This is a genomic window from Lysinibacillus sp. CTST325 (assembly GCF_054665055.1).
Genome location: NZ_BAAFHO010000017.1, coordinates 1 through 12097 on the forward strand (window position 1 = coordinate 1; position 12097 = coordinate 12097).

At 36.3% G+C, this 12097-nt stretch carries 15 protein-coding genes; 8 read left to right on the forward strand and 7 right to left on the reverse strand.

Annotated features, from left to right (window positions below):
* Positions 1-329: 329 nt before the first annotated feature.
* A complete protein-coding gene (locus tag ACYQ73_RS24360; RefSeq protein ID WP_460014816.1) occupies positions 330-764 on the reverse strand; it encodes a hypothetical protein in 435 nt (144 codons plus the stop codon).
* Between the two features lie 130 nt (positions 765-894).
* Between ACYQ73_RS24360 and ACYQ73_RS24365 the strand changes: the two genes are divergently transcribed.
* Positions 895-1752 carry an endo alpha-1,4 polygalactosaminidase gene (locus ACYQ73_RS24365; RefSeq protein ID WP_460014817.1) on the forward strand — a complete coding sequence of 286 codons (858 nt, stop codon included), beginning with the start codon at positions 895-897 and terminating at the stop codon, positions 1750-1752.
* 70 nt (positions 1753-1822) lie between these two features.
* On the opposite strand, the gene ACYQ73_RS24370 is transcribed toward ACYQ73_RS24365, so the two are convergent.
* Positions 1823-2335 (reverse strand): DNA-deoxyinosine glycosylase, encoded by a 513-nt coding sequence (locus ACYQ73_RS24370; RefSeq protein WP_460014818.1) that lies wholly within the window; start codon positions 2333-2335, stop codon positions 1823-1825.
* Positions 2336-2820: 485 nt separating this feature from the next.
* Between ACYQ73_RS24370 and ACYQ73_RS24375 the strand changes: the two genes are divergently transcribed.
* From ACYQ73_RS24375 to ACYQ73_RS24385, 3 genes are all read left to right on the forward strand, one after another.
* Positions 2821-4359: an ATP-binding protein gene (locus ACYQ73_RS24375; protein WP_460014819.1), complete on the forward strand. Its 1539-nt coding sequence runs from the start codon at positions 2821-2823 to the stop codon at positions 4357-4359.
* Complete coding sequence (locus tag ACYQ73_RS24380; RefSeq protein WP_460014820.1) at positions 4328-5041, forward strand: response regulator; 714 nt, start codon at positions 4328-4330, stop codon at positions 5039-5041. Before ACYQ73_RS24375 ends, ACYQ73_RS24380 begins: the two co-directional genes overlap by 32 nt.
* Before the next feature lie 105 nt (positions 5042-5146).
* Positions 5147-6469: a CitMHS family transporter gene (locus ACYQ73_RS24385; protein ID WP_460014821.1), complete on the forward strand. Its 1323-nt coding sequence runs from the start codon at positions 5147-5149 to the stop codon at positions 6467-6469.
* Between the two features lie 4 nt (positions 6470-6473).
* Here ACYQ73_RS24385 and ACYQ73_RS24390 read toward each other — a convergent pair whose 3' ends face one another.
* Positions 6474-6665: a hypothetical protein gene (locus tag ACYQ73_RS24390; protein WP_460014822.1), complete on the reverse strand. Its 192-nt coding sequence runs from the start codon at positions 6663-6665 to the stop codon at positions 6474-6476.
* Positions 6666-6798: 133 nt separating this feature from the next.
* Positions 6799-7590 carry a DUF2268 domain-containing putative Zn-dependent protease gene (locus ACYQ73_RS24395; RefSeq protein WP_460014823.1) on the reverse strand — a complete coding sequence of 264 codons (792 nt, stop codon included), beginning with the start codon at positions 7588-7590 and terminating at the stop codon, positions 6799-6801.
* A 107-nt stretch (positions 7591-7697) separates the two neighbouring features.
* Here ACYQ73_RS24395 and ACYQ73_RS24400 point away from each other — a divergent pair, with 107 nt between their 5' ends.
* Complete coding sequence (locus ACYQ73_RS24400; protein WP_460014824.1) at positions 7698-7955, forward strand: hypothetical protein; 258 nt, start codon at positions 7698-7700, stop codon at positions 7953-7955.
* A gap of 102 nt (positions 7956-8057) precedes the next feature.
* Here the strand turns inward: ACYQ73_RS24400 and ACYQ73_RS24405 are convergent, their stop codons facing one another.
* The gene (locus tag ACYQ73_RS24405) at positions 8058-8795 is read right to left on the reverse strand and encodes a polysaccharide deacetylase family protein (protein ID WP_460014825.1); all 738 of its coding nucleotides are present in this window, start codon (positions 8793-8795) and stop codon (positions 8058-8060) included.
* 309 nt (positions 8796-9104) lie between these two features.
* Between ACYQ73_RS24405 and ACYQ73_RS24410 the strand changes: the two genes are divergently transcribed.
* The 3 genes from ACYQ73_RS24410 to ACYQ73_RS24420 all read left to right on the forward strand — a co-directional run bounded on the left by ACYQ73_RS24410 (position 9105) and on the right by ACYQ73_RS24420 (position 10771).
* Complete coding sequence (locus tag ACYQ73_RS24410) at positions 9105-9227, forward strand: hypothetical protein (RefSeq protein WP_256469487.1); 123 nt, start codon at positions 9105-9107, stop codon at positions 9225-9227.
* Positions 9228-9705: 478 nt separating this feature from the next.
* Positions 9706-10008: a YunC family protein gene (locus ACYQ73_RS24415; protein ID WP_049663111.1), complete on the forward strand. Its 303-nt coding sequence runs from the start codon at positions 9706-9708 to the stop codon at positions 10006-10008.
* A gap of 121 nt (positions 10009-10129) precedes the next feature.
* Positions 10130-10771, forward strand: coding sequence for an SIMPL domain-containing protein (locus tag ACYQ73_RS24420; RefSeq protein ID WP_460014826.1), 642 nt, complete (start codon positions 10130-10132; stop codon positions 10769-10771).
* A gap of 56 nt (positions 10772-10827) precedes the next feature.
* Here ACYQ73_RS24420 and ACYQ73_RS24425 read toward each other — a convergent pair whose 3' ends face one another.
* Positions 10828-11484 (reverse strand): uridine kinase family protein, encoded by a 657-nt coding sequence (locus ACYQ73_RS24425; protein ID WP_460014827.1) that lies wholly within the window; start codon positions 11482-11484, stop codon positions 10828-10830.
* Positions 11485-11544: 60 nt separating this feature from the next.
* Complete coding sequence (locus ACYQ73_RS24430; protein WP_460014828.1) at positions 11545-12087, reverse strand: histidine phosphatase family protein; 543 nt, start codon at positions 12085-12087, stop codon at positions 11545-11547.
* Between the last annotated feature and the right edge of the window lie 10 nt (positions 12088-12097).

Genomic DNA, 12097 nt, shown 5'->3' on the forward strand with positions numbered 1-12097 from the left:
TATTAGCACTTTCATTTCCATTTAAGTAACGCTCAACTGCTTGTAATTTATCTTCTACAGTATATTTAGCCATAGAAAAACTGCACCTCCAATTGTTAGATGTGTCTAACAATTGGGGTGCAGTTCAGAGCAGAGATACATGCTTTAGGAGTTTTATTATTGTTGAAAAATAAAATGGTTAATGCAGACGTTTAGGTGATTTACGTTTTAAGCTATTCGCTTTCTAGATACATACTGAGTAAAATGATTGATTGGAGTAGAAACTGGGCGCCTCCTTGGGGATTAGTAATAGAGGAACGAAGTTTAACATGGCTACTTAATACGCCTACTTACCATCTCGTACATTCATACGAGCGAATACTTCTTCTTGCAATGGTTTGGAAGCGCCAACCACTTCTGCTACTCCATCGGAACCCTGCTATAAACTCTCTTCCTACAGCAGTTAGGAAGAACCAAAAGCCTGTTCCATTGAACATCCATATATACGTATTCCTGAATAAGCATGATTGAATACCACTTGTACCTACTCCAAAAGGTGGAAGTGATGGCACAAAGCTAGGCGGTGGACCAAGAGGCATTTGACCTGCTGGTGGTGGTCCGAAACTTGGTGGGCCTAATGGTGGTGGCGGTCCAAAACCAGGCGGTTCAGATGGTGGTGGTCTAAAACCAGGTAGTCCAAACGATGGTTCGAAACCGGGTTCTGGCAGTGGCATAATTTCTTCATATGGATTGTATATGATAAACCCCTCCTTTACATAATTCAATATATGTAAAAGGGCTAATAACCGCTGAGCAGTCGCCTATTAACTTGTGTTCAGCCGGACTAACTGCATTCGTATTTTCACGGTTGGCACCGTATAATAAAAGGTACGATTTCCAATAAAAGGGGTGTTTATGCGCAAAATATTTTTACTTATTACTACAATCCTATTGTCCTTTGGGATCTGGCTATTTTTAAACTCTACAAACTCTTCTGTAGAATCAAGGATTCAAGACAGGCTAGCCGCTGTTAAGAAGTACAAGTATTATTTAGATGCAGGAAACGAAAAGATTGGCAAGGAAATGGCTAAGCTAGATTTGGTCATTGTGGAACCTATCGAAATGCAGCAGAAGTATATTAAACAGGCTCAAAAAAATGGAACATTAATTTATGGCTATATTAACGCAACGGAAGCAGACAAATGGAATTCAGAGTTCTATAGCCAATTGAAAGAAGAGGATTTTTATAAAGACGAGCATGGAGAAAAGATGTATTTCTCTGAGTGGGATTCGTATTTAATGGATATGACATCTAAACACTATCAAGAACTTTTACTAGAAGAAATTCAAAAACAAATTGTTCAAAAAGGATTGGATGGCGTGTTTTTAGATACTGTTGGTAATATCGAATCCTACTTACCTGAAAAAGAACAGGGCGCGCAAAATGATGCAATGCTTGCCTTTATAAAAAAAATAAAGCAGCAATATAACGATTTGTCTGTTGCTCAAAATTGGGGCTTTCAAACTTTAGCTGATTTTACAGCACCATATATCGATTTTGTTATGTGGGAAAACTTTTCGTATGATGTAGTCGGAGAAAATGAATGGTCGTTAGATATGATACAGCAATTAGTTCAGATACGAGAAAAATTCGATACACAGGTGATGACAATCGGATTTAACGATGAAAAGAAAAGTCATGCCCTAGCTGAAAAATACCATTTTAAATTCTTTTATAGCCCAGCAGGATCTTACTACAATACATGGCAGTAATCTATTAAATAGTGCTTATAATCCTCTCCGCCAAGTAACACTAATCGGAGGGGATTTCTTTGTAATGTAATTATCTAGGCAAATAAGAGTGCATCACTCGCCAATCCTCAAGCTTTTCTTCAAAAGATTTAATATTTTTACCTGGTATTGGGCTAGTTGAAGGCATTTTCTGATATGCTCGACCATCTAAAACCTCAAGGCCAATATGCTTTTTAAAAACCTCGAATGCCTTTGCGCCATTAAAAAGCACTAGCTCAATATTTGGATAGTGTTCAAAAAGCGTTTTAAAATCATTCGGTTTTTCATTACGAATGGCCGCATCTAAGCTTCCTTTGCGCTCACACGATTCTATTGTATCCCAGAGGCCAATATGATGGTTCTTTAGTAATTTTAATCTTTGTTCATAATCCAGAGGTACATCCACCTCTAATATTTCCCCAATAATCGGCCAAAAGTGATTGCGTGGGTTACCATAATATTGTTGCTTCTCTAATGATTGCTTCCCTGGCATTGAGCCGACGATTAACACCTTCGATGACAAGTCAATAACTGGTGGTAATACATTTTTAAGTTCGTTTGACATTACAATCACTCCTTGCTCATATTGTAGCGGAAAATTTGTGTCAATGTCATTGAAGGACATGCATCAAATACCAAAAATCAAGGTTCATCACTATACAATGGGGTTGATTTCCGTTCAGGCTTGACGTTTTCCTGGAGGCGTCAAGCCTGAACGGAAATCAACTTATATTCAAAGCATACGTTTTAACAAATGGCCATCTACATCTTTTGGAGGTGATTTTCCCACTCTCTTAAAATAGATCAAGCTTGAAGGCCCTTCTCTATTTCTTAGATATTTATGATAGACTAATCATCAGACAAATGCGCTATTTTCGAGATATTTTTATTTTTCCGCAAAGTTAGCAGTCTGTCACCTTTCACAATAGAAAAATTGATGGCGAGTATCAAACTACATAGAGGTGAAATATGAGAAGTTGGTTACAATCTCTTACAGCTAGAATGATTTTTTTAATAAGTACCCTGATCATTTTAATATGTGGAATGTTCATGTATCTATTACAAGAACATATACGGGATACGACAGAAAACCAGATGGGAGCCGAAGCATTAAATATTGCAAAAACCCTCACATCTATGGAAGAAATCATTACAGCATTTGATAAAGAAAATCCAAGTGAAATCATCCAACCAATCGTCGAGCCTTTAAGAAAAGAAACTGGCGCAGCATATATTGTCGTTGGTAATTCTGAAGGAATTCGTTATTCCCATCCTTTAAAAGATAAAATTGGAGAAAAAATGGTTGGTGGAGACAATGATGCTGCATTGCTAGATAGACAAGCTTATATTTCAAAAACCATGGGGTCATTAGGCGAATCTATTCGAGGTAAAGCTCCCATCATATTAGACAATAAAATTATTGGTGTTGTATCTGTCGGTTTTTTAACAGAAAATATCGACACAATCATCGAAAGCTATATTCACAAGTGGAGCAAATACACCTTAATTATTCTTTTAATAGGCATATTAGGTGCAATAGCTATTTCCATTTATATTAAAAAGTTATTGTTTAATATGGAGCCTATTCAAATCGCTAAATTATATCAACAAAACAAGGTCATTTTAGAAACAACAGCTGAGGGTATAATAGCTGTCGATCACTTTAATCAAATTACGACCATTAATAGAAGTGCTTATGAAATGTTAGATTCAGCTCACAATAAATCTCTATCAGATTGGATGGGTACAAAAATTGAACATATTTTTACGCCTAAAATTGTTGCAGAGAAAAACATCCATAATTTAGAGCTACCACTTGATGAGCATATTATCATTTTAAATAAAACGCCTTTAGTTGAAAAGAAAAGGAAAATTGGTTCACTATACACCTTTAGAAAGAAAGTAGATATTCAAAAAATCATTGATGAATTAAAACAGATGAAGCAGTATGCAAATGTTCAACGGGCATATACTCATGAATTTGCTAATAAGCTTCATATCATTTTAGGTTTGCTTGTTCATAAGCATTACAATGAAGCAATTGAATTTATTAAAGAAGAACGCAACATACAACTTAAAAATCAGGCGTTTTTAAGTAGCAATGTAACAAGCCCTCTTCTACTTGCATTAATTCAGGGGAAAATTGCAGAAGCCGCAGAACTAGGCATCAAACTCGAGCTAAACGAAATTTCTTCATCTATCGAATTATCCAAACAGCAAGAAAATGCTATCCTAACAGCTCTTGGTAATGTACTTCAAAACGCTATTGAAACTTTAAAAAGCTGGGAGTCCTCAGATAAAGTGATTCAACTATCAATCAACAATTATAAAAACCATTACTTATTTGAGATTCAAGACAATGGACCGGGTATCGATAACCATATTTACGATAAAATTTTTACAAAAGGGGTATCGACTAAAGAAGGGTTAGATCGCGGACATGGACTTGCTATAAGCAAGAAGGCTCTTCAGGAGATAAATGGGGAAATTTTATTGGATTCAGGTGATTTATCAGGAGCATGTTTTTTAATAATAGTTCCTAAAGGAGACATTGAGAATGACAATATCAAAAAGTGTATGGATTATTGAAGATGACTTTAGAGTAGCAAAAATACATGCAGATTATGTTCATAATATACAAGGATTTATCGTTACTGAAAATTTACGTACTGGAAAAGAAACGATTGAAAAACTAAAGATGACTTCTAGTTTGCCAGAAATTATATTAACAGATTTGTATATTCCTGATGTTGAAGGTAGCTCATTAGTAAGTCATATACGCCACCTCTATCCATCTATAAAAATTATCGTAATCTCAGCAGCAACTGAAATAAGTTTAATAAAAGATATAGTAGACTTAGGAATTTTAGATTATTTAATAAAACCTTTTGAAGAGCAACGACTTCAACGCGCATTTCAGAAATATTTGCAGGAACTTCGTTTATTTCAAAATAGCAAAAATGTCACTCAAAATGACCTTGATTCATTATTCTATAGTGAATCAAACAATAAAATAGTAGATGAAGAACCGTTTGTAAAAGGTATAGATTTGCACACATTACAAATTGTTAAAAGCATTTTTGAAGATCTCAAAACCCAGGAGCTAACAGCCTCACAATTAAGCGAACTGATCGGTTCTAGTCGTTCAACAGCCCGCCGTTATTTAGAATACTTAGTCGGCGAACAGTTTTTACAGACAAAATTGATTTACGGCACCGTCGGAAGACCTGAACGGAAATATGTATATCATGGAACTTATGAACAAAACTAATCTTATATTCTTTATTTAACATATGACTATATTGTTTTCCTCTCTTTGGCACTATGATATTTTTTAAATAATCTGAATGATTGATCACAAAGGGAGGAAATATTTTTGAGTTTAAGTATAATCGGATTTTTAACCATTATTATTATTGTTGCTCTACTTATTAGTGGTCGTGTATCGCCACTTGTAGCAATGGTAATACCACCTATCGTAGCAGCATTTATAGCTGGCTTTAATTTTGATGAATTAGGAGAATTCTTTAGTTCTGGATTAAGCTCTGTAATGAACGTAGCTGTTATGTTTATCTTTGCTATTATTTTCTTTGGTATTATGCAGGATGTAGGATTATTCGAACCATTGATCAATAAAATGATTGCGCTTTCAAAAGGAAACATTATTGTTGTTGCAGTAATAACAGTAATCATTGCTGTAGTAGCACAACTAGATGGTTCTGGTGCTTCAACATTTTTAATTACAATTCCAGCATTATTACCTTTATATTTACGTTTACGCATGAATCCATATCTATTGCTGTTATTAGTTGGGGGAGCTGCAGCAGTTATTAATATGATTCCTTGGGGTGGACCATTAGGTCGTGTTGCTTCCGTTTTAGAGACGGATGTAACTGAACTTTGGTATCCTTTAATCACTATTCAAATCATTGGTGTCGTGTTAATGATAGCTTTAGCGGTGTTCCTTGGCTTTAGAGAAAAGCGCCGTATTCTAAAACAATACGGTACCCTTGACTTCACAAATGATGATCATGCTATTACTCAAGGTGTTGTTTCATCAGAAGTAGACACAAGCTTACAACGACCAAAACTATTGTGGATCAATGCAATTGTTACTGTTCTTGTTATTGGAATTTTAGTTGCAGGTATTTTACCAGCAGGGTTAGCCTTTTTAATTGGTGTGGCCATCGCCTTGCCAATCAACTATCGTTCTCCTAAAGAACAAATGGAACGTGTACGAGCACATGCTCCGAATGCCTTAACGATGGCGTCTATCATTATTGCCGCTGGGTTATTTTTAGGGATCCTTAATGGTACTGGAATGTTAACTGCAATTGCCAACAACGCCGTACACATTCTACCATCAGCCCTATCATCTTATTTACATATTATTATCGGGGTTTTAGGGGTACCATTTGATTTATTATTAAGTACAGATGCATATTACTTCGCTTTATTCCCTGTAGTTGAACAGATTGGCTTATCTTTCGATATTGATTCTCTTTCAACTGCCTATGCAATGATTATTGGTAATATTGTAGGTACATTTGTATCGCCACTTGCCCCTGCTGTTTGGTTAGCTTTAGGCTTATCCGGCTTAGAAATGGGGAAACACTTAAAATTCTCTTTCTTCTGGATGTGGGGATTGAGCATCACTTTACTATTCATTGCTGTAGCAATAGGAATTATTGCTATCTAGCTCATCATCGATTGTTGGAGATGATATTTTTAAAACGTATGCTATGTGTATAAGTTGATTGGAGTGGAGGCTGGGCGACTCCTTGGGGATTAGCAAATAGAGGAACGAAGGCTAAAACCATCACGTCCTGTGATAAACGCCTTCGTGACCAACCTCGTGTTGGCCCGAGACCCTGCAGCGAAGCGAAGCGGCTCATCGGACGCCCCCAGGAAAGCGCCCAGCCGGAACGGAAATCAACCACACGTTATGATGATAATCCTATAAATGAAAATAAAGACCAGTTGTCAAGTGGTGAATCGGCAACTGGCTATTTTTATATAGATATCGTCTTATAATGGAAAATCAGATCCAGCAAGTATTTCCTTTGAGCTTTTTACATGCAGGTTATTGGCTGAATGATTTTTTATATACGTCCTTACAATTTCATAACCAATGCAATACCCTATCCATTGAGGAAGCTTTCCACCATATAAAAATTCAGCATGATTGTTTAAACCCTGAATATTGATTTGAGGTAAAAAATGCTCCTTCCAAATTGCTAGCATTTTTTCTAATGAGTAGGACCTCAACCACGGCGCTAGCCATTGATCACCGTAAATCTCCTCCACTGCACATTCTGCTAATCCCTCTAAAATTAAAGAATCTAACAACGTCACTGCGTCTAGAGATTTATCTAAATATTGTAGACGACAAACATGATTATACTCATGTGCAAATAATGCTTTAAGCTCCTGCTTTTCAAGCTCTCCAATATATAAAAACAAAGCATTTGGATAGGCAACACCATTTTTATTAGTAACCGTTTGCTCCTGTGTTATCGGAAAGATATAGATTGGTATAGTCGGACCGCTCCATTTCTCCTTTAAATAGATAAATTCCTTCTGTACTACTTCCCAAACGTTTTGTTTTTTTAACTTGTTAATGTCTATTTTCTCATATGATTTGAAAAGCCCCTGTTGCTGTAGTTCAAATTGTATTTCATCTAGAGATCCACCAATAAAAATATCTACTAAACGACCGCAAAGAATAGACCGTTGTAAGTCCTCAGGATTTTTACTGTCATTAAGCCTTTGACTAGCTATTAATTCATTGAGCCACTCATCTGTTGGTATTACTGACATACATTCCCTCCTTACTATAGCTTATGTCCGAAGTAGACAATCGGCTAGTGATAATGATTGCAACCGCATATATTAGCTTGTAAGGAAGTCGAAAGGAGGGATAGTTTGTGAATCCAGCTGATACTTATAATCTTTGCTGTAAATATCATGGTAAACGCGTAAGAATTACAGAAAGAGGCGGCAGAGTACATTATGGAGAAATAACTAGGGTGGATAGAAGACAGGTGTGGATTCTACCTGATAGACGATTTGGCGGTTATGGTTTAGGTTACTGGGGTTGGGGAGGATCAGGAGCAGGCTTTGGCGTTGGAATCGCATTTGGAGTGGTTGCCGGAATTGCATTAGCACCACTATTATTTTGGTAATATTGAAATGACTAATTATACTATCCGCTGCGCGATGACAGACTTACAGTCATGGGGGAAAAAAACAAGCCATTTCATGTTGCTGAAATGGCTTGTTTTTCCTTATTGCACTTGCTCTTGTTGCTGTTTACTTTTAATCAACTCGGATATTGTGACAAATGTATAACCTTGTTTTTTAAGTTCTGGTAAGATTTCTTCCAGTGCCTTAATGGTTTGCGTACGGTCGCCGCCTCCATCATGGAACAAAATAACATCTCCAGGCTTCGACCCCTTCATCACTTTTTGGATAATTTTGTTAACCCCCGGCTGTTTCCAATCTTGAGTATCCTGATGCCAAGACCACATAACTACTTTGTATCCATCCTTAACAGCGGAATTGATCATTTGATCATTATAGTAACCACCTACAGGACGAAACAAAACTGGTGCAAATCCAGTAATACCATAAATTATTTCCTTTGTCTTACGTAGTTGTGCCTGTAATTCAGCTACGGAAGCTTTAAACGGATGTGAATACGTATGATTGGCCAGCTCATGCCCTTCAGAATAAGATCGTAAAACAAGGTCTGGATATTTTTCTGCATTTTTTCCAATAACAAAAAACGTCGCCTTCGCATCATACTTTGCCAATAAATCTAAAATAGCCGCTGTATATTTAGGATGAGGTCCATCGTCAAAGGTTAGAGCAATTATTTTGTCTTTTGTGTTAATATCCCACACAACTTCCCCTGTCTCCTCATAATATGGTCGACCTTTATCCGCATATGTTGTCAGCCCTGTAAAAAATACCGATATGATTAAAAAACAAAAGGATAAAATCAATATATATTTACGTGTCATAAGCATCACCTCCCAAGTTCAAATTCACATAACTCCGTCAACTTACTATTTACGAATTACAATGAATTATACTTGTATAGGTTTGGCTGTTTTCTCCTCTTAACTATTTCAAAAAAATCTATTCATCCCAAATTTCATAAATTCCCTGTTAATTTTGAACGAAATGTGAAAACACTCACAAAGTACTTTCTTTTTTCACTAATTGATGTAAAATAAAAGACATATCTGATATATAACAACGCAAGAAAAAATCAATCATTTCACCATCTGTTATAATACAAAAAAAACCAACAAAGGGGATCTTTCATTATGTGGATTATTACAGTTTTTGAACAAAATACTTATCGTATGTTCGAGTATAAAACTAAAAACGAGGCAACGGTTGCGTTAAAAAATTTCAAACAAACAGCTATGCTTTCTTATACAAAATAAATCAAAAGAAGAATCAACTTATATAAAACGAGTTGATTCTTTTTTGTTGGGAACTATTGTGTCATAAAAATTAAAGTGTACTTTAAACGCTTTCGCACAGATATAATTGCTGTAATTTCTTTTTATAACTATAAATTAAAGTGATAAGAAGAAGATACATGCAGTGAAGTAGTTGATGGAGTGGAGACTGGGCGACTCCTTAGGGATTAGCGATAGAGGAACGAAGGCTAAAACCATCACGTCCTGTGATAACACCTTCGTGACCAACATCGTGTTGGCCCAAGCGGCTCATCGGACACCCCCAGGAAAGCGCCCAGTCGGAACGGAAATCAACCCCTCGTTTTGCCCAATGATACATTTCGGTGCTACAAAGAATACATTTATATCGTACGTTTCAGGTAACAAATAATTTTTGTGAAAATGTCGAACACCTTTTTATCTATCGCCATATGTATATAGAGAAAAGGAGTGATTTCGGATGGTGATAATTGAGCCTATTATGATTAAAGGCCATTTTTTCACTGCAGTAGTTGTTCAATTGCCAAAAACAACACTGCTGACAATTTCAAATGATACGGGCTACATTATGTGTGGGGCTTTAGATGTTGGTCTATTAAATGACCGCTTAGCAGACCGGAAGATTATTGCTGGTCGAGCAGTTGGTGTGAAAACAATTGATGAGCTATTGACGGCTCCATTAGAATCCGTGACATATGAAGCGCATCAACTTGGTATTACTGAAGGAATGTCTGGCGTAGAGGCATTATTAAAAATGGTATAATCGATATTTTTGGATATAAATAAAGCGTCAAAGCATTAAACTAGGCGCTTTTTCTTCATTATAAAACTCAATTGAACGATTTCATCTTGCATAGTATGAGCCTTTTGAAAGGTGGTATTCTATGTATTATACAAATGTTAGTCAGCAAACTCCCCGTGTCATAGTTGTGACCGGAACCGGAAAAGTAATGGCTAAAGCAGGCTATGTCCAGCTTCAGGTAGAGGTAAGTACACAAGCAAAAAATGTACAAGATGCACAGCAGGAAAATGCGATGATTATGAATCGTGTCATACAATCCATTTTAGCTCTTCATATCCCAAAGGAACATATCCAAACGGCAGGCTACAATATTGCACCTCATTATGAATTTGAAAATGGTAAACAAGTTTTTAATGGCTATGAAGTGACAAATGCTATTTCCGTTAAAGTAACTGATACAAATCAGGTTGGCTCAGTCATTGATACATCTGTGCAAAATGGTGCAAACCGCACTTCCTCTATACAGTTTAACATTGAAAATACGGATGCATACTACCAGCAGGCACTCAGCTTAGCTCTTCATAATGCCCAAATGAAAGCCAAAACAATTGCCGAGACGATGCATTTGCTCATCCAGCCCCAGCCAATCGAAATCATTGAGGAACATGAAATTGGACCTGTCCTATATAGATCAATGGCGACGGTTGATTCCACCATTTCTACACCTATAGAACAAGGTCAAATGACTATTAATGCGACTGTCCGCGTGAAATTCCAATATTAAAGGAGCCTTCTGCCTCATAACATGAAGGCTCTTAAAGTTATTGAATCTTGTAGAGATTATCTGTCGTTAAATTCAAACGTATTTTTTTCTAGACATATTACTTCATCAGAGGTTTTTAAAATAATATCAAAATGCTGACTATACGAATGCATAAACAATTCATATTGAATTCTACGTTCTTCATGTGACTGCATTAAATATTTGATATCAGCTCCCCTTTCAAGTACATCACGACCCGACCTTCTCTTTAATTCCGTCTCACCATCTGTATAAAAATAAATTTTTAAATCAAATAACTTCGGGTTAATAAATGCTACACTCATTCCCTCAATAATGGTTACTTTAGTTTTTGAAGAAATTAACGCACTTTTCATATAATGCGTATCAATTGTCAATAAATCCAGACCTTCTCTAACCATCTGAACATCTCTTTCCAAAGAAGGTAAATGATGTGCCGCTGGATGGCAAGCGGTCATTTTAAAATGATGCTTTACGTTTCGAAAAGTATAGTTGAGAATTGAATGCTTGCGTATATCCGAACTAACAATATACGGGTCTGTATTCATATAATTCACTTCACTTCGGTTTAAACAGTCAATAAGCTTATTAGCAAACGTTGTTTTTCCTGCTGCACCATGTCCTGAAATACCAATGACGATTGGTTTCTCTTCCTTGTTGACCCAAGTAACGATCTCTTGCAATAACCTATCCATCTTACTCCCCCACTATCGCTTCTTTTTATCACAAAATACATTTACAGCAAAAAATTTCTATCATTCCCATATACGTTCTAGAGTCACTTCATGATCCTTAACACTTAGCTGAAAAACATCTGGGTTACTTAGACGTGTCCAAAATGGAAAGTCAACATCACTATTATAATGATTCAAAAGTAAGGTCATTATATTTCCATGACTAACGATAATTGTACGTTCGGACTCACTTTTGAAAGTTTCCTCAACTGCGTTAACGATACGTTCCATCGCTTCATTACTTGACTCTCCACCCTCAAACTTTAACTCCATATCGGTAAAAGTTGCTCGAAGTTTTCCATACCAATCGGGCAAATCACTTGTGCTTAATATGCGTTCTGAAAGGCGTTCGTCAATTTCAATATTTATATTTTCTCTCGAACTTAGCGGTTCTATAGTTTGAATTGCTCTTAAAAAGGGACTAGTAATAATTCGATCAATTTTTTTGTCAGCGAAAAAATCAGCTAAAACTTCAGCCTGCTGAAAGCCCTGTTCCGTTAAAGAAGCATACGAAGATTGTCCTTTGGCTTCGCAATGCCTTATTACATAGATATGTTTAGTCATTTCTAACCTC